We start from the raw sequence: 25,893 nt of genomic DNA, 5'->3' as shown, positions 1-25,893 counted from the left end.
CTCGCTAGACCTCCACCACCGTCGGGACGATCATCGGCCGGCGCCGATAGGCCTCGTTGACCCAGCGGCCCACGGTGCGCCGCACGATCTGCTGCAGCTGGTGCGGATCGGTGATGCCCTCGGTCGCGGCCTTGTTGAGCGCCTCGGTGACCAGCGGCAGCACCGCGGCGAACACCGCCGGGTCGTCGGAGAAGCCCTTCGCCGACACGGTCGGGCCGGCGACGACCTTGCCGGTCACCGAGTCGATGACCACGGTCGCCGCGATGAACCCGCCGTCGCCGAGGATGCGGCGCTCGGTGAGCAGCGACTCGCCGACGTCGCCGATGGCGAGGCCGTCGACGTACACGTACCGCGACCGGATGTGGCCGACGAGAGAGGCCTTGCCGTCGACGAGGTCGACGACGTCACCGTCCTCGCAGAGCACGACCCGATCGTCGGGGACGCCGGCGTCGCGGGCGAGCTGGGCGTGCGCCCGCAGGTGCCGCCACTCGCCGTGGACCGGCATGAAGTTGCGCGGCTGCACCACGTTGAGCAGGTAGAGCAGCTCACCGGCGGGTGCGTGCCCGGAGACGTGGACCTTGGCGACGTCCTTGTGCACGACGAACGCGCCGGCCCGCGACAGCTGGTTGATCACCCGGTACACCGCGGTCTCGTTGCCCGGGACCAGCGACGACGCGAGCACGATCGTGTCGCCCTCGCCGATCTGCACGTGCCGGTGGTCGCCGTTGGCCATCCGGCCCAGGGCGCTCATCGGCTCACCCTGCGAGCCGGTCGACATCAGCACGACCCGGTCCTCGGGCAGCCCCATCGCCTCGTCGATCGGCACCAGCAGCCCCGCCGGGATGCGCAGCAGCCCCAGGTCGCGGGCGATGCCCATGTTGCGCACCATGGACCGGCCGATCAGCGCGACCTTGCGGTCGTGCAGGTGCGCGGCGTCGAACACCTGCTGCACCCGGTGCACGTGCGACGCGAACGACGCGACGATGATCCGTCCCTTGGCCCGGCCGAAGGTCCGCTCCAGGACCGGGCCGATCTCCCGCTCCGGGGTGACGAACCCGGGGATCTCCGCGTTGGTCGAGTCGGACAGCAGCAGGTCGACGCCCTTGGCACCGATCCGGGCGAACCCGGCCAGGTCGGTGATCCGGCCGTCGAGCGGCAGCTGGTCCATCTTGAAGTCGCCGGTGTGCAGCACGGTGCCGGCGGTCGTCGTCACGGCCACTGCCAGCGCGTCCGGGATGGAGTGGTTGACCGCGAAGAACTCGCACTCGAACGGCCCGAGCCGCTCGACCTGGCCTTCCGCGACCGTCAGCGTGTAGGGCTCGATGCGGCGCTCGGCGAGCTTCGCCTCGACCAGCGCGAGCGTGAACTTCGACCCGACGAGCGGGATGTCGGGCTTGTGGGCGAGCAGATACGGCACGGCACCGATGTGGTCCTCGTGGCCGTGGGTGAGCACGATCGCCTGCACCTGGTCGAGCCGGTCCAGGATCGACGAGAAGTCGGGCAGGATCAGGTCGACACCGGGCTGCTCCACATCGGGAAAGAGCACCCCGCAGTCGATGATGAGCAGCTTGCCGTCGAGTTCGAACACCGTCATGTTGCGCCCGATGGCGCCCAGCCCGCCCAGCGGCGTGATCCGCAGGGCTCCTGGAGTGAGGGGCGGCGGTGGCTCGAGCTCGATGTGTGCCACCGTCATAGGGCCACTCCGAGTTCGTTGTGATGTGCCATCTGGTCTGCGGTGCCGATCGTGCGGCCCGCCTCAGCGCAATCCTCCCGCAGCCTGCCGAGCTCCGCCGCGTTCGCCGGCACCAGCGGCGGGCGCACCGGCCCGGCGGGCAGGCCCAGCAGCGTCAGGGCGGCCTTGGTGAGGATGACTCCCTGCGTGCGGAAGAACCCGCAGTACGCGGGGAGCAGCTGCAGGTGGAGCGCACGGGCGCGGGCGACGTCGCCCTCCTCGTGCGCCAGGATCATCCGCTTCGTCTCCGGCCCGAACACGTGCGTCGGCACGCCGACCACGCCCACGGCACCGACCGACAGCAGCGGCAGGGTCAGCTTGTCTTCACCCGAGTAATACGCCAGATCGGTGCGCTTGATCACCCAGGCGCTCTCGCCGAGGTCGCCCTTGGCGTCCTTCACCGCGACGACCCGGTCGTGCTCGGCGATCCGGCACATGGTGTCGGTCTCGATCGCCACACCGGTCCGGCCGGGGATGTCGTAGACCATCACCGGCAGCCCGGAGGAGTCGGCGATCGACCGGAAGTGCTGCAGGATGCCCGCCTGCGGGGGTTTGTTGTAGTACGGGGTGACGACGAGCAGGCCGTCGGCGCCCGCTTTCTCCGCGGCGCGGGCCAGCTCGATCGTGTGGTGCGTGTCGTTGGTGCCGACGCCGGCGATCACCGTGGCCCGGTCGCCGACGGCCTCGATGACGGCCCGCAGCACCTGGTCCTTCTCGGCGTCGCTGGTCGTCGCCGACTCGCCGGTGGTCCCGTTGACCACCAGGCCGTCATGGTCCTGGTCGTCGACCAGGTGAGCGGCCAGCCGCGCCGCACCGTCGACGTCGAGCGAACCGTCAGCGCGGAATGGCGTCACCATCGCGCTGAGCAGCCGGCCGAACGGCCGGCCGGGGTCGGAACCGGTGCGTGTCATACGCACAACCTAGCGGACGCCTTCCGGTCGCTCAGCTCAAGATTCCCAGCTGTACTGAGCGGCGGCGACCTCGGTGCCGTCAGCCAGCGTACTGATGGTGAAATCCGCGAATACGTTGGGCGCCACGCGCTGCAGCTCCTTGAGGCACGCGATCGCCACCTCACGGATCTCGACGTCCGCCGCCTCCGTCGCCCGCATCGTCACGAAGTGCCGCCACGCCCGGTAGTTGCCGGTCACGACGATCTTCGTCTCGGCCGCGTTGGGCAGCACCGACCGCGCCGCCTGCCGGGCCTGCTTGCGGCGGCTCGTGCCGTTCTCGACCTCGCTGAACTTGGCCTCGAGGCCCTCCAGGAGCTCGTTGTACGCGCGCAGCGCCGCCTCCGAGGCCTCCGTGAACACCTTGTGCAGCGCCGGATCCTCGGCGATCACGTCCGGCTCGACCATCTGGGCCTCGCGACCCGGCACGTACCGCTGCGACAGCTGCGAGAACGAGAAGTGCCGGTGCCGGACCAGCTCGTGCGTGAACGACCGGGACACCCCGGTCAGGTAGAACGTGACGGTGCCGTGCTCCAGCACCGACAGGTGCCCGACCTCGAGGATGTGCCGCAGGTAGCCCTCGTTGGTCGCGGTCGCCGGGTTGGGCTTCTTCCACGACTGGTAGCACGCCCGGCCCGCGAACTCAGCGAGCGCCTGACCGCCATCCGCATCCGTCTCCCACGGCACGTCCGCGGGTGGTTCGAAATGGGTCCAGGCGATGGCTTTGGCGGCGAGCATTTTAGAAGCCTACTAAACGAACATCCAGTCGAACGGCGCCCAGGGCAGGTTGCGTGCGACGGACCACACCAGCCACGCCACGAGGAACCCGATCAGCGCGCCGCTGGACAGCCGCATCGTCGGCAGCACCTTACGGTTCGCCAGCCGGTTGATGGTCCAGCTCGCATACATGTACGCGAGGAACGGCGTGGCGAACACCAGCATCGCGTGGTGGTGCGCCGCCGCCGGGATGTCACCGTGCAGCAGATACCAGGCCGCGCGCGTGCCGCCGCACCCCGGGCAGTCCAACCCGGTGAACAGCTTCATCACGCACGTCGGCGCGTCGCTCGCACCCGCCTGCGTCGGCCGCATGAGCAGCGTATACGCCACCCCGCCGGACAGCAGTGCCGTCAGCCCGAGCGGCGACACCCACTTCGGCGTCCGCTCCGCCAGCCGTGCGAGCCGCCCTTTCGGCCGCGGCACGTAGGCATACTGGTAGCCATACGGCGGCACCTCCTGACCACCCGCACCGGGCTGGACCGCGTCCGAGGGGGATTTACCAGGCAGAAGGCGCGCCGCCAGCCCGTCACTCGCGGGCGCGGCCTGAAGGGGTGACGTCACGCTCTTCACGCTACACCGTCCCAGCCACCACCCCTCGGCGCTGAGCGCGCCCATGATCAGATCAGACCATCGGATCGCTCGGAACAGGAGGAACCGCCGGCGACAGCGAACCCGGGGTCGGGCCCCATCGCCGGCCCTGTCGACACCTCCGGGAGCTTGCCGCGCCCACCCAGGACTCCCCCCGACGGCCGGAGCCCGACGCGGGAGCGCGGCGGACAGTCAGGCGGTCATCGCCTTGGCCAGGTCCACGGCGAAGTCGCCCGCGACGGGTAAGTCCACCCGCTCCAGGCCCAACCACCCCGCGAACCGCCGCAGCTCCGCCCACAAGGCCGAGGCCACCTCAGGCCGGGAAGGGGCGCCGCGGCCGGTCAGGGGCTCCACCCAGACGGCAGGGATCAGCAGGGTCGAGGAGCGGCGGTCGGCCTTGAGGTCGACGCGGGCCACCAGGCGGTCGCCCAGGAGGAACGGCAGCACGTAGTAGCCGTAGAGGCGCTGGAGCGGCGGCACGTAGATCTCGATGCGGTAGGTGAAGCCGAACAGCCGGGCCACGCGGGCCCGCTCCCACATCAGCGGGTCGAAGGGGCTGACGAGGGTGGCGGCACCGATGCGGCGCGGGGTGGGGGCCTCGTGGTGCAGGTAGGCGCGGGGCTGCCAGCCCTCCACCTCGGTGGGGATGAGCTCGCCGGACTCCACCAGCTCGGCGATCGCGGTGCGCGCCCCGGCCAGCGGCAGCCGGAAGTAGTCGCGCAGCTCGGCCTCGGCGGCGACGCCGAGGGAGCGGGCCGCGACGCGGACCAGGTCGCGGTAGGCGTCGGCCGGGTCAGGGGTGGGGGCGGCGAGGACCGCGGCGGGGAAGATGCGCTCGGGGACGTCATAGAGGCGGGCGAAGGACGAGTTGCGGCTGGCGACGCTGACCTCGCCGGTGTAGAAGAGCCACTCGATCGCGGTCTTGGTGTCCGACCAGTTCCACCCCCAGTGTTCCTTGCTGCGGGGCTTGGCCAGGTCGCCCTCGACCTCGTTGGCGGTCATGGGGCCCTTCGCGCGGATCTCTTCGAGGACCCGGCGGATCAGGTCGGGCTGCTCACGGGCCAGGCGGACCATCCGCCCCCAGGCGGCGCCGGACTGCATGCGCCAGCGCAGCGCCGGGTGCAGGTGGACCGGGACGAGGGACGCCTCGTGGGCCCAGTATTCGAACAGGTCGCGGGGGCGCCGATAGGCCATCCTGTCGAGCAGCTCGGTCGGGTAGGGGCCCAGCCGGCTATAGGCGGGCAGGTAGTGCGCGCGCTGAACGACATTCACCGAGTCGATCTGCAGCAGGCCTGTGCGGCCGAGGACCCGCTTCAGGTGGCGCCGCTCGGGGACGCCGGTGGGGACCCTGTCGGCGAAACCCTGAGCGGCGAGAGCGATCCTCCGCGCCTGCGTAAGTGTCAGCACCCCGCGAGGCTAACCCCGGGGTATGACAAAAAAGGGGCGGCCCGACGGGCCGCCCCTTTTACGAACGATCTATGCGCCGACGAGTGGCCGGGCCGGCTCTCCCGCGTCCTTCGCGTCGAACGCGGCGCTCACGCGGCGGTCGATCTCGACGAGGTCCGGGTCGGGCACGTCCTCGACGACCGGGCCGGTGGAGGTGGCCGGGTCGCTCGAGCGCGCCGGGCCGGAGCTCTCCGGGGCGAGCTCCCGGATCGGCAGGGTGATCAGCAGCGCGATCATCAGCAGGATGTACGCGTTGCCACCGAGGATGCCGAGGCCGGTGAACTTCATGTGGAACGCCCACGGCGTGCGGCTGCACAACAGCAGGTACGAGAACACCCCGAAGATCATGATGTGGCGCCGGCGGCGGGCGTCGGTGCTGCGGTCGGTCGCGTGGTCGAGCAGGACCGCCATCGAGGGCAGGACCCACACCAGGTGGTGGATCCAGCTGATCGGGCTGATCATACAGCCGGCGAGGCCGGTCAGCGCCAGCCCGGCGAGCTCGTCGCCGGCCTTGACCGCCTTGCGGACCCGCCACGCCCAGACGGCGAGCGCGCCGAGCACGAGCAGCGCCCACAGCGGCTTCATCGGGTCCGGGTTGAACAGGCGGGCGACGAGGCCGCTGAGCGCCTGGTTGGAGACGAACGTGGCGGAGCCGACGCGGTCGGTGTTCCACATCGCGTCGGTCCAGAAGACCCGCGAGGCGTCCGGTGCGAAGGTCGCCGCCGCCCAGGTCGCGGCGGCCGCGGTGGCCGTGGAGACGGCGGCGGCGCGCCAGCGGCGGGTGACCACGAGGTACAGGATGAACACACCCGGCGTGAGCTTGATCGCGGTGGCCAGGCCGACGCCGACGCCACCGAGGCGCGAGCCCCCGCGGACCAGCAGCAGCAGGTCGCCGACGACCATGAAGAGCAGCAGGATATTGACCTGGCCGAAGTTGACGGTCTCGCGCACCGGCTCGAAGGCGGCGACGATGCCCATCGCGATGGCGAGGGAGAACCAGAACTGCCAGCCCTGGCGCTTGATGACCGGGCCGATGAGCCAGGTGATGATGCAGGCGAGCGCGATGACGTTCATCGTCACGCTGATCGCGATCGCGGTGTGCCACCCGATCAGCGCCATGGGCGACATCAGCGCGGCGGCGAACGGTGGGTAGGTGAAGCCGTACGGCGTGCCGGGCACCAGGTAGTCGTAGATGTCGCCACCCTTGTTGACCCAGTAGTCCATGGCGCCGTAGTAGACCTTGAGGTCGAAATACCCGTTTCTCGCAGCGGCCACGTACAAGAAGGCCCACACGACGGCCCATACGGCCACCACGATGAGCACCTGCTTGACCCGGGGCCGAAGCTTGGGCCGGACGGCCGTCAACACGGCGACTCGTCCTCGCTCCGCCACTTGTGCTGCCCTCCACTCGCTCGCTGCTGGCTACCTGCTGCTGCCTGACTCAACGGTTGCTCGGGTCCAACTGTGACGAGCCGCCGCTACCCCGCCACGTGGCTCTTCACACAAAATCCGTGGCCACTCCGTGGCGCGAAACACAAATCCGTAGGCTGCTGCGACATGACGCTCGGCTTCGTCCGACCGGCGCGACTCGACGACGTCGTCGAGATCACGCGCATCCAACTCACGACCTGGCGGGTCGCCTATCGACGACTCCTGCCCAAACACATCCTCGACCAATTGGACGAGGACTGGATTACCCGCAGGTGGCGGGACGCAATCACGGAGCCGCCGACCCCCGAGCACCGGGTCCTGGTCGCGGTGGAGCAACAGGAGTCGCCCAGCGCTGGACCGACCTCAGCATACGTCGTGGGTTTTGCCGCGTCAGGTCCGGCAGACGACACCACACTGGCTCCGGACGAAGATCACACCGTCCTGGCGAACGCCGCCGCGATCACCGATGTCCTGGTTGAACCCAGGTGGGGAAGGCGCGGCCACGGCAGCCGGTTGCTGGCGGCTAGTGTGGATTTGTGGCGTACTGACGGATTTACGACAGCGCTTGCCTGGACGTTCGCCGAAGACCGTGTTACGCGTCGATTTCTGGAGAGTTCCGGCTGGGCCCCGGACGGGGTCAGCCGGTCACTCGATGTTGATGATCTGCTCATCCCGCAGGTCCGGTGGCACACGTCCCTCGAGGCCCAGGAGGACCCTTCCGTTACCTCGATGTGACCCTGTTGCGCCCGAATTGGGGCTTCCAGATCCCAGTATCTGGAACCACCAGGCGGAACGCGAATCGGTTACGCAACGTGACACTAGTCGAGCAAAGGGCCGAGCCCGACCGTCAGTCCCGGCCGTGCGACGACGGCGCGGACGGCAAGCAGTACACCCGGCATGAACGACTTCCGGTCGAACGAGTCGTGCCGGATGGTGAGCGTCTCCCCCGCGGCGCCGAAAAGCACCTCCTGGTGCGCGACGAGCCCGCGGGCCCGCAGCGAGTGCACCGGGACGCCCTCGACGTCGGTGCCGCGGGCCCCCGCCATCTCCTCCGTGGTGGCGTCGGGCACCGGTCCGAGCCCCGCGGAGGCCCGCGCCGAGGCGATGAGCTGGGCGGTGCGCAGGGCCGTGCCGCTGGGCGCGTCGATCTTCTGCGGGTGGTGCATCTCGACCACCTCGACCGACTCGAAGTACCGGGCGGCGCGGGCCGAGAACTCCATCATCAGCACGGCACCGACGGCGAAGTTCGGCGCGACGACGATGCCGACGCCCGGCGCGGACGCCAGCAGGGATCGCACCTCGTCCAGCCGCTCGGTGGTGAAGCCGGAGGTGCCCACCACCGCGTGCACGCCATGCGAGACGCACCACCGCAGCGTGTCCATCACCGCGTCCGGCGTGGTGAAGTCGACGAGCACGTCGAAATCGGGCGCCAAGGCGTCACCGACGTCCAGCGACGCCACGAGCGAGAGATCCGAAGCGGCGGAGACGGCCTGGCAGGCCTCGGTGCCCATACGGCCGCGCGCGCCCAGCACGCCGACCCTGATCTGCGAAGTCACGCGGGATAACCTATCCCAGCGCTCCCGCGAAGGCGTTGTCGTCGAACTCCCCGATCACCGCGAGGGACATCGGCCGCGACAGCAGCTCGGCGGCGACCTCACGGACCATCTCCGGCGTGACGAGGTCGACCCGGCGCAGCACCTCGTCGACGGAGAGCAGCTCGTCATACAGCAGCTCACCCTTGCCGAGGCGGCTCATCCGGGACCCGGTGTCCTCCAGGCCCAGCACGACGGCGCCCTTGAGCATGCCCTTGCCGCGCTCGACCTCCGCGTCGGTGACCCCCTCCGCCGCGACCCTGGTCAGCTCGTCCCGGGTGATGGCGAGGACCTCCTCGACCTTGCCGGGCGCGCAGCCGGCATAGACCCCGAAGAGCCCGGCGTCGCTGTACTGCGAGGTGAAGGAGTAGACCGAGTAGGCCAGCCCGCGCTGCTCGCGGATCTGCTGGAACAGCCGGCTCGACATGCCGCCGCCGAGCACGTTGTTCAGCGCGCCGAGGGCGAAGCGGTTGTCGTGCTGCCGCGGGTACCCCACGCAGCCGAGCACCAGGTGCGCCTGCTCGGTGTCCTTGCTGCGGACCACGATCTGGCCGGAGCGGGCCGGCACCCTCGTGGTGCGGGACCGCCGCGGGGCCGGGTCGGCGGCGACCGAGAGGTCCGAGAACGCCGCCCGGACCGCCTTGACGACCTTGGCGTGGTCGAGGTTGCCGGCGGCGGCGACGACCATCTGCGACGGCAGGTACCGCCTGCGGTAGAAGCCGTCGATCTGCTTGCGGGTCAGCGCGGAGATGCTCGCCACGCTGCCGGAGATCTGCCGGCCCAGCGGGTGGTTGCCGTAGATCGCCTCGGTGAAGACGTCGTGCACCTCGTCGCCGGGCTCGTCGTCGTGCATGGCGATCTCCTCGAGGATCACGCCACGCTCGGTCTCGACGTCCGCGTCGGTCAGCACCGAGTCGATGACCAGGTCACACACCACGTCGATGGCGAGCGGCAGGTCGGCGTCGAGCACGCGCGCGTAGTAGCACGTGTACTCCTTGGCGGTGAACGCGTTGGTCTCCCCGCCGACCGCCTCGATCTGCGAGGAGATCTCCAGCGCGCTGCGCCGCTTGGTGCCCTTGAAGAGCAGGTGCTCGAGGAAGTGGGAGACCCCGGACAGTGCCGGGGTCTCGTCCCGTGAGCCGATGCCGACCCAGACGCCGAACGACACGCTTCGCATCGACGGTATCGCCTCGGTCAGGATGCGCAGCCCGTTGGGCAGCACGGTGCGGCGCACCGTGCCACCCAGCGGGTCATCTGCCAGCGTCTGGGTCTGCGCTCGACTCGTCATGTCTCAGCTGTGCCGGTTCCGCCGGCGACGGAACTCGCCGCCGTCCTCGCCGCCCTCGCCGGAGCCGCCCTCGCCCGAGCCGCCCTCTTCCGAGCCGCCCTCGGACGGCGAGGACGAAGCCTGACGGGGGCCGCGGTCGCCGCGGTCACCGCGCTCACGCGAGCGGGGGCCACGGTCGCCGCGGTCCCGGCCGGCCGGCCGGTCGCCGCCCGACGGAGCACCGCCACCCGCGGCCGCGGCCTCGGCCGCCGCGGCGGCCTCGGCCTCCGACAGCACCTTGTCCAGGTAGATCTTGCCGCGGTTGTCGATGTCCGCGATCTGCACCTCGACCCTGTCGCCGACGTTGAGGAAGTCCTCGACCCGGTCGACGCGCTTGCCGTTGCCAACCTTCGAGATGTGCAGCAGGCCGTCGCGCCCCGGCAGCAGCGAGATGAACGCGCCGAACGCGGCCGTCTTCACCACGGTGCCGAGGAACTTGTCGCCGACCTTCGGCATCGTCGGGTTGGCGATGGCGTTGATCCGCTCGACCGCGGCCTCGGCCGAGGGGCCGTTCGTCGCGCCGACGTAGATCGTGCCGTCGTCCTCGATGCTGATCTCGGCGCCGGTCTCGTCCTGGATCGCGTTGATGGTCTGGCCCTTGGGCCCGATCACCATGCCGATCTTGTCGACGGGGATGCGGACCGTGGTCACGCGGGGCGCGTACTGGCTCATGCCGGCCGGCGACTCGATCGCCTCGGCCATCACGTCGAGGATGACGTGCCGCGCGTCGTGGGCCTGCTGCAGGGCGCCCGCGAGGACGTCCGACGGGATGCCGTCGAGCTTCGTGTCCAGCTGCAGGGCCGTCACGAAATCACGGGTGCCGGCGACCTTGAAGTCCATGTCGCCGAAGGCGTCCTCGGCACCGAGGATGTCGGTGAGCGTGACGTACTCGGTCTTGCCGTCGACCTCGTCGGAGATGAGGCCCATCGCGATGCCCGCGACCGGCGCCTTCAGCGGCACACCGGCGGACAGCAGCGCCATCGTGGAGGCGCAGACGGAGCCCATCGACGTGGAGCCGTTGGAGCCCAGCGCCTCGGAGACCTGGCGGATCGCGTAGGGGAACTCCTCGCGGGCCGGCAGCACCGGGATCAGGGCCCGCTCGGCGAGCGCGCCGTGGCCGATCTCGCGCCGCTTCGGCGAGCCCACCCGGCCGGTCTCACCGGTCGAGTACGGCGGGAAGTTGTAGTTGTGCATGTAGCGCTTGGACTTCTCCGGCGCCAGGGTGTCCAGCGTCTGCTCCATGCGCAGCATGTTGAGCGTGGTGACACCCAGGATCTGGGTCTCGCCGCGCTCGAAGAGAGCCGAGCCGTGCACCCGCGGGAGCACCTGGACCTCGGCGGTCAGCGGACGGATGTCACGCGGGCCGCGGCCGTCGATGCGGACCTGCTCGCGCAGGACGCGGGCGCGGACCTCGTTCTTGGTCAGCGACCGCAGCGCGGCGCCGATCTCCTTCTCGCGACCCTCGAAGCCCTCGGCGAGGCGCTGGAAGGCGGCCTCCTTGATCCGGTCGAGGGCCTCCTCGCGCTCCGCCTTGGAGGAGATGCGCAGCGCCTCGGAGACCTCGTCCTTGACCGCGCCGGCGACGGCCTCGTAGGCGTCGGGCTGGTAGTCGAGGAAGGTCGGGAACTCCTGGACCGGCTTCGCGGCGACGGCCGCCAGCTCGGACTGGGCCCGGCACAGCTCGCGGATGGCGGGCTTGGCGGCCTCGAGGCCACCGGCCACGACCTCCTCGGTCGGCGCGGGCGCGCCGCCGGCGACGAGGGCCACGGTGTGCTCCGTCGCCTCGGCCTCGACCATCATGATCGCGACGTCGCCGTCGGGCAGGGTGCGGCCGGCGACGACCATGTCGAACGTGGCGCGGCCGAGCTCCTCGAGCGTCGGGAACGCGATCCACTGCCCGTCGACGTGCGCCATGCGGGTGGCGCCGATCGGGCCGGAGAACGGCAGGCCGGACAGCTTGGTGGACATCGAGGCGGCGTTGATCGCCACGACGTCGTAGGGGTGGGCCGGGTCGAGGGCGAGAATCGTCTCGACGACCTGGACCTCGTTGCGCAGGCCCTTGACGAAGCTGGGGCGCAGCGGCCGGTCGATCAGGCGGCAGGTGAGGATCGCATCCTCGCTGGGGCGGCCCTCGCGGCGGAAGAACGAGCCGGGAATCCGGCCCGCGGCGTACATCCGCTCCTCGACGTCGACCGTCAGCGGGAAGAAGTCGAACTGGTCCTTCGGCGACTTGCCGGCCGTCGTCGCCGACAGCACGACCGTCTCACCCAGCTGGGCAAGCGCGGAACCGGCGGCCTGGCGGGCGAGGCGGCCCGTGGAGAACGTGATCTCCCGGGTGCCGAACGCGCCGTTGTCGATGACCGCGGTGCTGGTGTGCGTACCGAGAGTGCTCTGCTCGGTCATGTGGTGTGGTGCTCCTTTGGGTTTGTGGTGCGCCCAGGCGGAGCTGTCTGCGGCCGGTCTTCGATCGAAGCTCACGGGGCTGATCTGCCCGGAAGCCACTACCGAGGACCGGTGCGCCGACACGCTCGGCGGGGCGGCTGTCCATACCAGTGTGTCACTACACGAAGGGGAGCGACGCATGGACGCCGCTCCCCACCGTGCGAGTCGTTATCGCCGCAGGCCGAGCCGCTCGATCAGCGAGCGGTAGCGGGCGATGTCGCTGCGCTGCAGGTAGTTGAGCAGGCGACGGCGACGGCCGACCAGCAGCAGCAGGCCACGCCGGCTGTGGTGGTCGTGCTTGTGCTTCTTGAGGTGTTCGGTGAGGTCCGCGATCCGCTTGGTCAGCATCGCGACCTGGACCTCCGGCGAGCCGGTGTCCCCTTCGACGGTCGCGTACTTGCCGATGATCTCGGTCTTCTGCGCAGAGTCGAGCGCCATGTTCTCCCTTAAAGGTTGCATCTGAACGGGCCGGCCCCGCGGCGTCGTGCAGGCAGCCTGACCCCCGCCGGTCACCCGGCGTCGACACAAGGCTAACAGACGGGACGATCCAGCACTCGTCTGGCCTGTGCGACGTCGTCGTTGATCTGCTCGACCAGCGGCTCGACGCCGGAATACACCCGCTGCTCACGGAGGCGTTCGACGAAGTCGACGGCGATCCGCTCGCCGTAGAGGTCGCCGGCGAAGTCGAGGAGGAAGGACTCGACCCGCCGCTCCTTGCCGGAGAACGTCGGGTTGGTGCCGATGGAGACCGCCGCGCGGCGCGGCTCGGGGTCCCGGTCGCGGGTCACCCAGGCGGCGTAGATACCGTCGGCGGGGATCGCGGCGTTGGGCGAGGTCAGCAGGTTGGCCGTGGGGAAGCCCAGCTCACGGCCGCGCTGGTCGCCGCGCACGACGACGCCCTCGACGCGGTGCGGCCGGCCCAGCGCGCGGGCTGCGGCGACCACGTCACCGGCGTCGACGCAGGCCCGGATGTAGGTCGAGGAGAACACGGTGCCCTCGTCGGCGACCAGCGGCGCGCCTTCCACCCCGAAGCCGAACGTCCGCCCGAGCCGGTGCAGCAGCTGCAGGTCACCGGCGGCCTTGTGGCCGAACCGGAAGTTCTCCCCCACCACGACCAGTGCGGTGTGCAGGTGCTCGACCAGCGCGTCGTGGACGAACGCCTCCGGCGACAGGTGCGAATACTCGACCGTGAACGGGATGACGCACAGCACGTCGACGCCTAGCGCCTCGATCAGCTCCGCCTTGCGCGACGGCTCGCTCAGCACCGCCGGGTGCGACCCGGGCCGGACCACCTCCGACGGGTGAGGGTCGAACGTCAGCACGACCGACTGCACGCCCAGCTCGCCCGCCCGCTTCACGACGTGCCCGATCACCTGCTGGTGCCCCCGGTGCACGCCGTCGAAGACGCCGATCGTGGTGACCGCGCGCCCCCATCCACCCGGCGCCGCCTGCGTTCCCCGCCACCGCTGCATGGTTGCGAGCCTAGCCCTTGCGGCGTTTGCGGCAGGTGTACGGGTGGCAGCCCGCCGCTCGTGCGGCGTTTGCGGCGGGTGTACCGGTGGCTGCGGCCGCTCGTGCGGCGATCGCGGCGGGTGTACGGATGGCGTCAGGGCACGAGCACGATCTCCGGCCGCGCCCGGCCGTCCTTCTCGCGGACGATGGCGAGCACACTGCCGTCGGGGGCGAAGACCGCGTACGGCTCGGCGATCCCGATCGGCGCGAGCGACCCGCCGTGCGACAGCGTCTTCGCCTCGACCTCGTCGGCGTCGCGGCGGGGGAAGGACCGCGCGGCGGCGGCCGGCAGCGGCATCGTGACCGGGTCCTCCCGCTCGGCCAGCTCGTCCAGGGTGACCGCCTCGGCGAGGGTGAACGCACCGACGGCCGTGCGGCGCAGCGCGGTCAGGTGCCCGCCGACGCCGAGCGCCGCGCCGAGGTCCCTGGCGAGCGCGCGGATGTACGTCCCCGACGAGCAGGCGACGTCGACCTCGACGTCGACCCATGCCTCCGCGCGGCTGATCCCGAGGACGTCGAGGCGGGCGACGGTGACCGGCCGGGCCTGCAGCGCGACCTCCTCGCCGGAGCGGACCCGGTGGTAGGAGCGGACCCCGTTCACCTTGATCGCCGACACGGCGCTGGGCACCTGCAGGATCTCCCCGCGCAGCGGCGCGAGCCCGGCGTGGACGTCGCCATCGGTGAGCGCGCTCGCGTCCACAGTGGACACGACCTCCCCCTCGGCGTCGTCGGTGACGGTCGCCTGCCCGAGGCGGATCGTGGCGCGGTACTCCTTGGTGCTGCCGATGACGTATGTGAGCAGCCGGGTCGCCTTCTCCACGCCGATGATGAGCACCCCGGTCGCCATCGGGTCGAGGGTGCCGCCGTGCCCGACCCGGCGGGTCTTCGCCAGCCGCCGCATCCGCGACACCACGTCGTGCGAGGTCATCCCGCCGGGCTTGTCGACGACGACGAGCCCGCCCTGCGTTGCTGCCTTCTGCGCCACGACGGGTCAGCCTAACGGCCGCGCGCGGAGAGGGTGTGCCACAGGTACTTCACCAGCTGCAGCCGCTCGGGGTCGGCGCGGGCGTCCCGGGCGGCGCGGCCGATCAGCTCGGCGTCGACGAAGGGCCGCGACCAGCGTTCGCACAGCAGCACCGCGAGCGGGCGCACCTCGGGACCCCGGAACTCGTCGTCGATCTCGTCCGGGCTGAGGCGCGGCCCCGCCCGCCATTCGAGCTCGATGCCGTGCCGGGTCGCGAGCTTCTCCGCGGCGGGCAGCCGGCCGGCGAAGCTGTCGTCGAGGACGAGCGCCGCCACGTCCCGGGCGAGGTCGACCGGGCCGTGGATCTGCGCCTCGACGTAGTCGTCGAGCGGCCCGGCTGCGGCGACGTGGTCGGCGAGGCCCGCCAGTACCGGCGCCAACGCGTCGAAAACGCCCGCTTCCCGCGGCTCGTGGAAGCTGTCCCCCAGGGTGAACGTGGCGCGCGCGTTGACCTCCGGGCGCAGGCGCAGGTGCGCGGAGCCGAAGCGGCGGGCGGCGCCGGCCGGGTGGCGGCGCAGGTCGAGGGCGCCGTACTTGGGACGGTCGGCGGGCGTGACGCCGGGCCGCTGGTAGGCGCCGCCGAACATGCGCTCCTCCCAACGGTCGCGGTCGCCGCCCGGGTACGCCGTGAGGCCGCCGTTGGAGATCCCGGTCTCGAACTGGCTGCGGAACCGCCCGTCCGCGAGCAGGCCTTCGATCACCGTGCGGCCACCGGCGTCGATGCGGTCGGGATGGAAGTTGATCGTCACGACCGCGTCCACCGGGTCGGTGCGCGGACCCGCCGCCGCTCGCACGTGCGCGAGCGCCTCCAGCTGCGCGGTCGTGAGCTGTGCGTCCACGGCGCGCAGTATGTCAGCGAACGACGGCCCGCCGCCGCCCGATTGCGGGTCAGCGGACGGCGCCGGCGACCGCCCACTTGTCGCCGGCGAGGCGCCACAGCAGGCCGCCCAGGCGCAGCGCGATGAACAGGCACAGGGCGATCCACACCCCGCGCAGGCCGGCGTCGAGCAGGTACGCGAGCCAGATGCCGGGCAGGAAGCCGCCGAGCGCCGACACGAAGGTGAGGTTGCGCAGGTACCGCACGTCGCCGGCGCCGAGGAAGACGCCGTCGAGGGCGAAGACGACACCGGCGGCCGGCATCATCGCGACGAACCACCACCAGGCGGTCTTCGCCTGGGCGTACACCTGGGCATCGGCGCCGAACCAGGGGCGGACGGTGGCGAGGGCGGCCGCGACCAGGAACGCGAACGCGACGCCGGAGACCAGTCCGGCGGCGGTGATGCGGCGGCTGAGCAGGCGCGCCTCGTCGACCCGCTCGCCGCCGAGCGCGGCGCCGACGAGGGACTGCGCGGCGATCGCGACGGCGTCGAGGGCGAGCGCGGTGAAGAAGAACAGCTGGATCGCGATGAGGTGCGCGGCGAGGCTGGCGGTGCCGAAGCGGGCCGCGACCGCCGACGCGGACAGGAAGCACGCCTGGAACGCCGCGCCCCGCAGCAGCAGGTCGCGCCCGAGCACCAGCTGGTGGCGGATCACGTCGAGGTGCGGCCGCAGCGGGACCCGTTCGGTCAGCAGCGCCCGTACGAACAGCAGGCCGGCCGCCGTCTGCGCGACGACGTTCGCGATCGCGGAGCCGGCCAGGCCGAACCCCAGCGGGTGCACGAGCAGCGGGCAGAGCACGGCCGACAGCGCGTTGGCGCCGAGCACGTAGTAGAGCGGGCGGCGGGTGTCCTGCACGCCGCGCATCCACCCGTTGCCCGCGGTGCCGAGCAGCAGGCCGGGCGCGCCGAGGGCGGCGATGCGCAGCCAGTCGGCGGCGCCGTCGGCGACCGGGCCGGGCGACCCGGCGACGGCACGGGTCAGCGGCCCGGCGAACACCTCGAGGGTCACCATGATGGCGACGCCGCCGGCGAAGGCCAGCCAGGACGCCTGGACGCCCTCGGCGACCGCGGCTCCGCGCTGGCCGGCGCCGAAGCGGCGCGCGGCGCGGCCGGTGGTGCCGTAGGCGAGCACGTTGCCCAGCCAGACGGCGAGCGCCATGATCTGCCCGCCGATGGCGAGCGAACCCAGCTCCTCGCGGCCGAGGTGCCCGACGACCGCCGTGTCGACGAGGACATACAGCGGCTCGGCGGCCAGCACCACGAGCGCGGGCAGAGCGAGGGCGGCGACACGACGCATCGAGGTCACCGCGACAGCGTAAGGAGATGCCTCCTTACGCGCTACTTACAGGGCGGTCAGCCCCGGCGGTCCATCGACATCTGCAGGGCGGCGCGGGCGCGCTCGCGCGTCTCGGTGGTGGGCTCCTGCGGCTTGGGCTGGGGCTTCGGCTGCTCAGGCATGACGGTCTCCTGACTCGGTGGCGCGGTTGGAGTATCGACGGTCCGATCGCAGGGGCGCCGGGGTCACCGGCGGCCACGCCAACACGCGACGAGGAGACCGACTGTGGGTGGTGTCGGCCTGCAACGTGGATCGGTGGGTCTGGCGCATCTGGTCCTCGCTTGGCGGCTCTGGTGTGGTCCTGGGCCGTGAGACGCCCGCCGCCGGGTTCCGCTGGAAGCGGGGGTCAGCCCCGGGACGGGCAGCGAAGAATTCGCACGATGCGCATACACCTAAGTTATCGTTCAGTTCCACGATGTGCGACGTCATCCCGCGATCTGGACGCAGTTACCGGCGGGTTCACCTGTCGGAAGTACGTCAGGGCGCTCGTCAACGTGCTAGGAAGTGCCAGCCGAGCCACCACCAGAAGCCGTACATCGCGATCCGGCCGACCGGCAGCGGGCCGACCCGGTAGCGCATGACGACGCCGCAGACCTCGCCGAGCGTCGGCACCTTCGAGCCCTCCCGCCGGGCGGCGACCTCGACCACCGCGAAGAGCCCCAGCGACACGGCGAACGCGGCCGCGATGCCCGCCTGTGCGGCCGTCATCGCCACCCTCCAGCCCGCGCGGCCGTCATCGCCGCACCATCGCCCAGAAGGCCCACAGCCAGCCGAAGTAGGCGGCGGCGCGGGCGAGGTAGTGCTCCAGCAGGGGATCGGCGAGGCGGGACAGCGTCGGATAGGCCCGCGACCCGATCAGGAACGTGACGCCCTCGACGACCGCGAAGAGCCCGACCGGCAGCAGCCACCAGGCCGCCGCCCGGGGCAGCCGCGCCGGCGCGGGGCGCTTCGGCACGGTGGCGGACATGCCGAGCCACAGCAGCGCTCCCCCGGCGCCGAGGACGAGCAGGTTGGCCCGCAGCGAGAACGACGGCAGCGCCCCGCCCACCAGGGCGATCAGGGCGAAGACCGGGGCCAGCACGACCGGGCGGGCCCAGCCCCGGTCGACCTCCACAACCAGTTCGGGTCGGTCCATCCATCGATTGTCACCGCGGCGACACCCGGTGTGCCAGCGATGTCAGCCCCCGTTTAACCCTGATCTGCCAGGACCACCGAGTCCGTGAGCGCGGCGCGGATCGCGGCGATCACCTCGTCGACCGTGCCGGTGGCGCTGAACCCGGCCGCGAAGCGGTGCCCGCCGCCGCCGAGACCGACGGCCACCCGACTGACGTCGACGCCGCCCTTGCTGCGTAACGAGACCGACCACTCGCGCGGGCCGACGGGCTTCACCACGCAGGCGACGTCGGCCTCCGCGACGCAGCGCACCGAGTCGATGAGCGCTTCGACGGCGCCCGCGGGCTGGCCGAACTCGGCGAGGTCGGCGAGCGTCACGTAGGTCCACGCGAGGCCGAGGCCGCCGGCGGGCTCGAACACGGTGCGGGCCAGGGCGACGCCGAAGAGCCGGACCGCGCCGTAGGGCCGGGTGTCGAACAGGCGGCGGGAGATGTCGCCGACGGGGATGCCGGTGGCGATGAGCCGGGCCGCGAGCTCGTGCACCGCCGGGGTGGTCGAGCCGTGCTTGAACGAGCCCGTGTCGGTGGCGAGCGCCACGTACAGGCACTCGGCGATCTCGGGATCCAGGGCCACGCCGAGCCGGCCGAGCAGCCCTTCGGCCACGACCGACGTCGCGGCGGCCGACGGGTCGACGAGGTTGACCGCCCCGAAGCCGGGGTTGGACGCGTGATGGTCGAGCACGATGCCGACCGGCGCGGCGGCCAGGACGCCGGCGAGGTCGCCGAGCCGCTCGACGCTGGCGGCGTCGAAGACCAGCATCGCGTCGGGCGTGGGCGCGGGCGGCGTGACGGAGGCCGCCGGCACCAGCATGGACACGCCCGGCAGGCGGTCGAAGGGCGCGGGCACGGTCAGCGGGCCGGGGAAGGTCGCCTCGACCACCAGCGACGGGGCGAAGCGGCGCAGCCCCAGCGCGAAGCCGAGCATGCTGCCGAGGGCGTCACCGTCGGGGTTGACGTGGCAGGCGAGCAGCACGCGAGCGCCCGGGGGCAGGCCGCGCAGCGCTGAGACCGCTGCGGCCCACTCCCCGGGCGATGGTTGCGGTGCGGTCACCGACGGTCCTGGCCGACGACTACCTCGTCGTCGGCGCCTTCGGCCCCCGCCTCGTCATCGAGCTTGTAGGGCTGGGCCTCGCCCGCGTAGTTCGCCCCGGCGGCCCGTCGCTGGACCTCCGCGTCGGCGTTGCGCGCGGTGGCCAGCAGGTCGTCGATGTGCTTCGCGTGCTCCGTCACGTCGTCGTGCACGAAGGTGAGGCTCGGCGAGTGGCGCAGCCCCAGGGCCTTGCCGACGGTCGAGCGCAGCAGCCCCTTGGCGCTCTCCAGCGCCGCCGCCGTGCCCGACTGTGCCGTCGCGTCACCGAGCACCGTGTAGAACACGGTCGCCTCACGCAGATCAGCGGTGATCCGCGCGTCGGTGATCGTGATCATCCCCAGCCGAGGGTCCTTGACCTGCGTCCGCACCACCGATGCGACAAGCTCCTTCACGCGCTCGGCGTGCCGGCGCACCTTTGCCGGATCCGTCATCTCGAACACCTCCGCAGCCAAAACGATCTGACCAACGCTCTGACACTACCCGCGCCGCGACCTGGAGGCCGCGTCCAGCACCCTGGACAAGGCGCAGGATTACCCGTCGTCGTCACCGTGCAGCCGGCGGCGCACGGAGAGCAACTCGATCTCGGGCCGGCCGGCGACCGCCCGCTCGATGGTGTCCAGGACCTCCCGCACGTGCCCCGCCTCCGCGGCGACCACCGCGACGCCGACCTCAGCGCGTCCGTGCAGGTCGAGGGCGCCGACCTCGGCGACGGACACCTCGAACTTGCGCAGGAAGGCGACCAGTGGCCGCACATAGGCGCGCTTGGCCTTCAGTGACCGGGAGTCACCGGGCAGGAGCAGGTCGAAGACCGCGGTACCGGTATACACGGCCCAAGATCCTAACGACTCTACGAGAGCCTGGCCACCAGAAATGCGGGTGGAGCGACCGGCAGCGGGGCGGCGTCCCCGATGATCGGCCGGGGCGTGCGGCGCGGCAGCCCGGCACCCGCGCTGCCGCCGCGGCCCGGGTACACGTACAGCGTGAGCGGGTCGACGGCGTCCAGCGCGGCGACCACGACCGGCAGGTGCCGGAACCTGTCCCAGTCGGCGGAGTCGGTGAAGCCGAGCTCCAGCACGACCCCGAAGGGCTCGGTGTGCCACGCCCAGTCCTGGGCGCCGTGGGTGACGGCCGCCTCGGCCAGCGCGGCGGCGTGGGCGTCGCGCCATCGGCCCGCGGGCTCCTGCCCGTCGCGGACCTCGATCGACCACCAGGTGAGGTTCATGACGCATCGACGGTACGCCGGATTCCAACATCAAAGAAAGGGCCGCCGCGGAACCCGCGGCGGCCCTCCTCAGCTGGGCGGCATCAGCTGCGCGGCTTCTCCCGCAACTCCCAGGTCTCGATGACGTCACCGAGCTGGATGTCGTTGAAGTTGCCGAGCGTGATACCGCACTCGAAGCCCTCGCGGACCTCGGTGGCGTCGTCCTTGAAGCGGCGCAGGCCCGCGATGGTGAGGTTGTCGGAGACGACAGCCCCGTCGCGGAGCAGGCGCGCCTTGCTGTTGCGCCGGATGAGCCCGGTGCGGACGATGCAGCCCGCGATGTTGCCGAAGCGCGACGAGCGGAAGACCTCGCGGATCTCCGCCGTGCCGAGCTCGACCTCCTCGTAGATGGGCTTGAGCATGCCCTTGAGCGCGGTCTCGATCTCCTCGATGGCCTGGTAGATGACCGTGTAGTACCGGATCTCCACGCCCTCGCGGTCGGCCAGCTCGCGGATGCGACCCTCGGCCCGCACGTTGAACCCGATGACGATCGCGTCGGACGCGCTCGCCAGGTTGACGTCGTCCTGGGTGACGGCGCCCACACCCCGGTGGATGATCCGGAGCTGGACCTCGTCGGCGACGACGATCTTGACCAGTGCGTCCTCGAGCGCCTCGACCGAACCCGAACCATCACCCTTGAGGATGAGGTTGAGCGTGGTCTTCTCGCCCTCCTTGAGCTGGTCGAACAGGTTCTCCAGGGTGACCCGGCCGGTGCGCGAGGCCATCTCGGCCGCGCGGCGGCGGGCCTGCCGCTGCTCGGCGATCTGGCGCGCGGTGCGGTCGTCGTCGGCGGCGAGGAACGTGTCGCCGGCGCCGGGCACCGAGGTCAGACCGAGCACGAGGACCGGACGGGCCGGCCCTGCGGACGGCACGGGCTTGCCGTTCTCGTCGAGCATCGCCCGGACGCGCCCGTAGGCCCGGCCGGCGACGATCGAGTCACCGACGTTGAGCGTGCCCTTCTCCACCAGGACGGTGGCGACGGGGCCGCGGCCGCGGTCGAGGTGCGACTCGATCGCGATGCCCTGCGCCGGACCGTCGATCGGCGCGCGCAGGTCGAGCGCGGCGTCGGCGGTGAGCAGCACGGCCTCGAGGAGACCCTCGATGTTGATGCGGCTCTTCGCGGAGATGTCGACGAACATGGTCTCGCCGCCGTACTCCTCGGCGACCAGCCCGTACTGCGTCAGCTCCTGGCGAACCTTCGCCGGGTTGGCGTTCTCCTTGTCGATCTTGTTGACCGCGACCACGATCGGCACCTCGGCCGCCTGGGCGTGGTTCAACGCCTCGATCGTCTGGGGCATGACGCCGTCGTCGGCCGCGACCACCAGGACCACGATGTCCGTGGCCTGCGCACCACGGGCACGCATGGCGGTGAACGCCTCGTGACCCGGGGTGTCGATGAAGGTGATCGCGCGGTCCTCGCCGTCCTCGCCGTGCGGCACGTGCACCTGGTAGGCACCGATGTGCTGGGTGATGCCACCGGCCTCGCCGGCCACGACGTTGGTGGAGCGGATCGCGTCGAGCAGCTTGGTCTTACCGTGGTCGACGTGACCCATGACGGTCACGACCGGCGGCCGGATGACCAGGCGCTCCTCGTCGACGTCGGCGTCGAGGTCGATGTCGAAGCGCGCGAGCAGCTCGCGGTCCTCGTCCTCGGGGCTGACGATCTCGACCTGGAAGCCCAGGTGCTCGCCGAGCAGCTCCAGGGTCTCGTTGGTGCACGACTGGGTCGCCGTCACCATCTCACCCAGGTTGAACATCTCCTGGACGAGCGAGCCCGGGTTGGCGTTGATCCGGTCCGCGAAGTCGGACAGGGAGGCACCCTGCGGGAGTCGGATCGTCTGACCCTGACCCCGGGGAGCGCCCGAACCCATCGTCGGCGCGGACAGGTTGTCGAACTCTTGTCTGCGCTGCTTCTTGGACTTGCGGCCACGGGTGGGCCGGCCACCGGGACGCCCGAAGGCACCCGCGGCACCGCCGCCACGACCACGGCCACCGGCACCGCCGCCACCGGGACGACCGGCACCGCCGACGCCCGCGCCGGGCGCGCCGCCGCCACCACCGGGGCGGTAGCCGCCACCGGCACCGCCGCCGCCACCACCGGGGCGGTAGCCGCCACCGGCACCGCCGCCGCCACCACCGCCGGGACGGAAGCCACCGCCACCGCCACCGCCGGGACCGCCGGGACGACCGCCACCGCCACCGGGGCGGAAGCCGCCACCGGCACCGCCGCCACCGCCCGGACGACCGGGACGGTCACCGGGGGCACCGCCCGGGCGACCCGGACGCTGGCTCGGCATCTGCGACGGGTTCGGCCGTGGGCCGCCCATCGAGGCGGGGTTGGGCCGCGGAGGCATCGCGGCCGGGTTCGGCCGCGGGATGTTGCCACCACCCGGTGTGGGCCGCGCCGGAGCGCCGCCGGAGACACCGAACGGGTTGTTGCCCGGGGAACGCGCCGGCGGGCGAGCGCCGCCGGGACGAGGCCCCTGGCCTGGACGTGGGGCACCCGGGGTCGGCGCGGCACCCGGCGGGGGCGCCGGCGTCGCCGGACCGGGACGCGGGCCGGGCGTGGGTGCGCCACCGCCGGGCGGCGGCGTGCTCTCACGCCTGGTGGTCTCCCGCTGGCGGGCTTCCTTCGCGGCCTTCAGGGCCGCGTCCTGGTCCGCCTTCAGCGCGGCGGCGCGCTGCTCGGCGGCCGCCACCTCGATGTCGTGCGCGCTCGTCGGCTTGACCGCGGGCGCCGCGGGGCGCGGCGGGCCGGGGATCGGGCCTCGCCCGCCACCGGGTCCACCGCCCGCGGGCGGCTGCGGCCGCTTCGGGGGCGCGAAGGGCTTGGCTGCCGGGGCTGCCGGACCCGGACCCGGACGCGGTGCCGTGGGCACGGGCGCGGCCGAGGGAGCCGACGATGCCGGCGCAGGAGGAGCCGAGGGTGCCGGTGCGGCCCCTCCGGATTCGAAGCTCGCTCGCAGCCGGCGCGCCACGGGCGCCTCAACCGTGCTGGATGCGGACTTCACGTACTCGCCAAGCTCCTGCAGCTTTGCGAGCACGGTCTTGCTCTCGACCCCGAGCTCTTTTGCCAGCTCGTGTACGCGGGCCTTGCCTGCCACTACACTCCTCACCTCGAGGCCGGGCGGCATGGGTCCGCGCCGACCTCACTCGTGCACTTGAAGCCTGGTCATCTCAGGGACTTCATCGTGTGCTCATGTCCGTCGTCCTACCTTGCGTGTCCGGGTGGGGCATCTCGCGCCCACCATCGGCGGTTCCGATCACTGCGATTGCTCCGCTGCCGCCAGGGTGACGGCTTCGGCCAGCGGGCCGGTGTCCAGGACTCCGGCGATGCGCAAGGCTCGCCCGAAGGCGCGCCGACGCTCCGCTAGCGCCAGGCAAGCCGGATCAGGATGCAGGTGCGCTCCCCGACCCGGCCGTCTGCGGGCCGGATCGGGGACAGCCATGAACTGGTCAGGGCCGGACTCGATCGCGACAAACCGCAGTAACTCGGAGGATGACGCACGCATCCGGCAACCAACACAGGTGCGGACCGGGAGCGCGCGACGAACCGTCAAGAAGTCTACCCTGCGCTTTCGGCTTGTGCCGCGCCCGGTCCCGTGACGTGATCGACGTTGCCACCCGAACCGTGGTCTGCGGCGCCGTCGGTGGCATTGTCCGGACGGATGTCGATGCGCCAGCCGGTGAGCCTCGCGGCGAGCCGCGCGTTCTGGCCCTCACGGCCGATGGCCAGGGAAAGCTGGAAGTCAGGGACGGTCACCCGGGCGGCCCGGTTGCCCGCGTCGACGACCTCCACGTTGAGCGCCTTGGCCGGCGAAAGCGCGTTGCCGACGAACTGGGCCGGGTCGTCCGACCAGTCGATGATGTCGATCTTCTCGCCGTGCAATTCGCTCATGACGGCCCGGACCCGCTGGCCCATCGGGCCGATGCAGGCGCCCTTGGCGTTGACCCCGGCGACCGTCGTGCGCACCGCGATCTTCGTACGGTGACCGGCCTCACGCGCGATCGCGGCGATCTCGACGGTGCCGTCGGCGATCTCCGGGACCTCCAGGGCGAAGAGCCGCTTCACCAGGTTGGGGTGGGACCGCGACAGCGTCACCTGCGGCCCCCGGAAGCCCTTCACCACGTGGACCACGATGCACTTGATGCGCTGGCCGTGCTCGTACCGCTCACCCGGCACCTGCTCCGCGGCGGGCAGCAGCCCCTCGATCTTGCCGAGATCGATGGAGACGATGCCCTTCTCGGCGCGCGCGTCATGCGCCTGGATCACCCCGGTGACCAGGTCGCCGTCGCGGCCGACGTACTCGCCGAAGTGCGCCTCGTCGGTCGCCTCGCGCAGCCGCTGCAGGATGACCTGCTTGGCGGTCATCGCCGCGATCCGGCCGAAGTCGTGCGGGGTGTCCTCGTACTCGCGGACGATCGTGCCGTCCTCGTCGAGGTCCTGCGCCAGCACCGACGCCGCACCGCTCCTGCGGTCGATCTCGACGCGGGCGTGCGGGTTGGCCCCCTCGGTGTGCCGGTACGCGGTCAGCAGCGCGGTCTCGATCGCCGCGAGGATGGTCTCGAACGGGATCTCCCGCTCACGCTCCAGCGCGCGGAGCGCCGCCAGGTCGATGTTCACGCCTCGTCCTCCCCTTCCTCGTCGTCGTCTTCGTCTTCCATGAAGTCTTCGTCTTCGTCGTCTGGCAGCTCGGCCAGGCGCTTCATCTCGACCTGCACCCGGCCGGGGCCGAGGTCCTCGAAGGCGACCGTCCGCGCGGCGCCCTCCACGTCCAGGGTCACCCCGGTGTCACTCACCGCAGTCACCCGGCCGGTGACGGGCGTGCCGGCCACCTCGACCTGCACCAGACGGGTCCGGTTGCGCCGCCAGTGCCGCGGCTCGGTCAGCGGCCGGTCGACCCCGCGGGAGCCGACCTCCAGCTCGTACTCCCCCGCGATCAGCTCGTCGCCGCCCGCTTCGGCCTCGTCCAGCGCCGCCGACACCGCCCGCGACACCTCGGCGACGGCGTCCAGGTCGACGCCCCGGTCGCTGTCGACCGCGACCCGCAGCAGGTGCCGCCGCCCGACCCGGCTGACCTCGAGCTCCTCCAGGTCGAATCCCGCCGCCACGACGACCGGCTCGACGACCTTCCGCAGACGCTCGCGGTGCGCACCGGCATCACGGGCCCCAGCATCCCGCGAACCGCCGCTGCGGCGATCCCGCTGCTGAGCCATGATCGACACCCTCTCTCTGCACCGCCACGGGCGCTGTCACGCCCGCCGGCAGGTCCGGCACGGCCTCACGCCGCCTGCGACGGTACTCGCGGGCGGCTCCCCGCAGAGCGTAACGCGACGT

Annotated in this window: 25 protein-coding genes; 1 reads left to right on the top strand and 24 read right to left on the bottom strand. The window is 71.7% G+C overall.

What is annotated here, in order from left to right:
• Positions 1-4: 4 nt before the first annotated feature.
• From ACFY3L_RS08875 to ACFY3L_RS08850, 6 genes are all read right to left on the bottom strand, one after another.
• Positions 5-1,693 carry a ribonuclease J gene (locus ACFY3L_RS08875; RefSeq protein ID WP_389320384.1) on the bottom strand — a complete coding sequence of 563 codons (1,689 nt, stop codon included), beginning with the start codon at positions 1,691-1,693 and terminating at the stop codon, positions 5-7.
• Entirely contained in the window at positions 1,690-2,643 is a 954-nt protein-coding gene (dapA, locus tag ACFY3L_RS08870; protein ID WP_389320381.1) for a 4-hydroxy-tetrahydrodipicolinate synthase, read from the bottom strand. Before dapA ends, ACFY3L_RS08875 begins: the two co-directional genes overlap by 4 nt.
• Before the next feature lie 36 nt (positions 2,644-2,679).
• Positions 2,680-3,417 (bottom strand): FAD-dependent thymidylate synthase, encoded by a 738-nt coding sequence (gene thyX / locus ACFY3L_RS08865; RefSeq protein WP_389320379.1) that lies wholly within the window; start codon positions 3,415-3,417, stop codon positions 2,680-2,682.
• A gap of 12 nt (positions 3,418-3,429) precedes the next feature.
• A complete protein-coding gene (locus tag ACFY3L_RS08860; protein WP_389320376.1) occupies positions 3,430-4,071 on the bottom strand; it encodes a DUF2752 domain-containing protein in 642 nt (213 codons plus the stop codon).
• A gap of 165 nt (positions 4,072-4,236) precedes the next feature.
• Positions 4,237-5,451, bottom strand: a complete 1,215-nt coding sequence (locus ACFY3L_RS08855) for a winged helix-turn-helix domain-containing protein (protein ID WP_389320373.1) — start codon at positions 5,449-5,451, stop codon at positions 4,237-4,239.
• Positions 5,452-5,520: 69 nt separating this feature from the next.
• Positions 5,521-6,858, bottom strand: coding sequence for a glycosyltransferase 87 family protein (locus ACFY3L_RS08850; RefSeq protein ID WP_389320370.1), 1,338 nt, complete (start codon positions 6,856-6,858; stop codon positions 5,521-5,523).
• A 189-nt stretch (positions 6,859-7,047) separates the two neighbouring features.
• On the opposite strand from ACFY3L_RS08850, the gene ACFY3L_RS08845 reads away from it, so the two are divergent.
• Entirely contained in the window at positions 7,048-7,656 is a 609-nt protein-coding gene (locus ACFY3L_RS08845) for a GNAT family N-acetyltransferase (RefSeq protein ID WP_389320367.1), read from the top strand.
• Positions 7,657-7,739: 83 nt separating this feature from the next.
• Here the strand turns inward: ACFY3L_RS08845 and dapB are convergent, their stop codons facing one another.
• The 18 genes from dapB to rimP form a co-directional block, all read right to left on the bottom strand.
• On the bottom strand, positions 7,740-8,477 hold the full coding sequence (gene dapB / locus ACFY3L_RS08840) for a 4-hydroxy-tetrahydrodipicolinate reductase (protein WP_389320365.1): 738 nt from the start codon (positions 8,475-8,477) through the stop codon (positions 7,740-7,742).
• Between the two features lie 10 nt (positions 8,478-8,487).
• The gene (locus tag ACFY3L_RS08835) at positions 8,488-9,801 is read right to left on the bottom strand and encodes a M16 family metallopeptidase (RefSeq protein ID WP_389320362.1); all 1,314 of its coding nucleotides are present in this window, start codon (positions 9,799-9,801) and stop codon (positions 8,488-8,490) included.
• A gap of 3 nt (positions 9,802-9,804) precedes the next feature.
• Positions 9,805-12,243 (bottom strand): polyribonucleotide nucleotidyltransferase, encoded by a 2,439-nt coding sequence (locus ACFY3L_RS08830; RefSeq protein WP_389320359.1) that lies wholly within the window; start codon positions 12,241-12,243, stop codon positions 9,805-9,807.
• 207 nt (positions 12,244-12,450) lie between these two features.
• A complete protein-coding gene (gene rpsO, locus ACFY3L_RS08825; RefSeq protein ID WP_360084705.1) occupies positions 12,451-12,720 on the bottom strand; it encodes a 30S ribosomal protein S15 in 270 nt (89 codons plus the stop codon).
• A 92-nt stretch (positions 12,721-12,812) separates the two neighbouring features.
• Positions 12,813-13,754, bottom strand: a complete 942-nt coding sequence (locus tag ACFY3L_RS08820; protein ID WP_389320355.1) for a bifunctional riboflavin kinase/FAD synthetase — start codon at positions 13,752-13,754, stop codon at positions 12,813-12,815.
• A 134-nt stretch (positions 13,755-13,888) separates the two neighbouring features.
• Positions 13,889-14,779 carry a tRNA pseudouridine(55) synthase TruB gene (truB, locus tag ACFY3L_RS08815; protein ID WP_389320352.1) on the bottom strand — a complete coding sequence of 297 codons (891 nt, stop codon included), beginning with the start codon at positions 14,777-14,779 and terminating at the stop codon, positions 13,889-13,891.
• A gap of 11 nt (positions 14,780-14,790) precedes the next feature.
• Positions 14,791-15,657 (bottom strand): DUF3626 domain-containing protein, encoded by an 867-nt coding sequence (locus tag ACFY3L_RS08810; protein WP_389320350.1) that lies wholly within the window; start codon positions 15,655-15,657, stop codon positions 14,791-14,793.
• Between the two features lie 49 nt (positions 15,658-15,706).
• The gene (locus tag ACFY3L_RS08805; protein ID WP_389321140.1) at positions 15,707-16,993 is read right to left on the bottom strand and encodes an MATE family efflux transporter; all 1,287 of its coding nucleotides are present in this window, start codon (positions 16,991-16,993) and stop codon (positions 15,707-15,709) included.
• A gap of 528 nt (positions 16,994-17,521) precedes the next feature.
• The gene (locus ACFY3L_RS08800; RefSeq protein ID WP_389320347.1) at positions 17,522-17,740 is read right to left on the bottom strand and encodes a DUF6186 family protein; all 219 of its coding nucleotides are present in this window, start codon (positions 17,738-17,740) and stop codon (positions 17,522-17,524) included.
• 25 nt (positions 17,741-17,765) lie between these two features.
• Positions 17,766-18,167 carry a hypothetical protein gene (locus ACFY3L_RS08795; RefSeq protein ID WP_389320344.1) on the bottom strand — a complete coding sequence of 134 codons (402 nt, stop codon included), beginning with the start codon at positions 18,165-18,167 and terminating at the stop codon, positions 17,766-17,768.
• A 53-nt stretch (positions 18,168-18,220) separates the two neighbouring features.
• A complete protein-coding gene (locus ACFY3L_RS08790) occupies positions 18,221-19,255 on the bottom strand; it encodes a bifunctional oligoribonuclease/PAP phosphatase NrnA (protein ID WP_389320341.1) in 1,035 nt (344 codons plus the stop codon).
• Positions 19,252-19,725 carry a 30S ribosome-binding factor RbfA gene (rbfA, locus tag ACFY3L_RS08785; protein WP_389320338.1) on the bottom strand — a complete coding sequence of 158 codons (474 nt, stop codon included), beginning with the start codon at positions 19,723-19,725 and terminating at the stop codon, positions 19,252-19,254. The genes ACFY3L_RS08790 and rbfA overlap by 4 nt, the downstream gene beginning before the upstream one ends.
• Positions 19,726-19,824: 99 nt before the next feature.
• Entirely contained in the window at positions 19,825-20,121 is a 297-nt protein-coding gene (locus tag ACFY3L_RS08780) for a DUF503 domain-containing protein (RefSeq protein WP_389320335.1), read from the bottom strand.
• 20 nt (positions 20,122-20,141) lie between these two features.
• The gene (locus ACFY3L_RS08775) at positions 20,142-20,516 is read right to left on the bottom strand and encodes a hypothetical protein (RefSeq protein ID WP_389320332.1); all 375 of its coding nucleotides are present in this window, start codon (positions 20,514-20,516) and stop codon (positions 20,142-20,144) included.
• Between the two features lie 83 nt (positions 20,517-20,599).
• On the bottom strand, positions 20,600-23,659 hold the full coding sequence (infB, locus tag ACFY3L_RS08770; RefSeq protein WP_389320329.1) for a translation initiation factor IF-2: 3,060 nt from the start codon (positions 23,657-23,659) through the stop codon (positions 20,600-20,602).
• A gap of 159 nt (positions 23,660-23,818) precedes the next feature.
• Positions 23,819-24,115: a YlxR family protein gene (locus ACFY3L_RS08765; protein ID WP_389320326.1), complete on the bottom strand. Its 297-nt coding sequence runs from the start codon at positions 24,113-24,115 to the stop codon at positions 23,819-23,821.
• A gap of 5 nt (positions 24,116-24,120) precedes the next feature.
• Complete coding sequence (gene nusA / locus ACFY3L_RS08760; protein ID WP_389320323.1) at positions 24,121-25,179, bottom strand: transcription termination factor NusA; 1,059 nt, start codon at positions 25,177-25,179, stop codon at positions 24,121-24,123.
• Entirely contained in the window at positions 25,176-25,772 is a 597-nt protein-coding gene (gene rimP / locus ACFY3L_RS08755; RefSeq protein WP_389320320.1) for a ribosome maturation factor RimP, read from the bottom strand. Before rimP ends, nusA begins: the two co-directional genes overlap by 4 nt.
• Positions 25,773-25,893: the final 121 nt, after the last annotated feature.

The organism is Dactylosporangium sp. NPDC000521 (assembly GCF_042898305.1).
Lineage (GTDB): Bacteria > Actinomycetota > Actinomycetes > Mycobacteriales > Micromonosporaceae > Dactylosporangium.
This window is presented reverse-complemented; position numbering and strand designations above follow the sequence as displayed.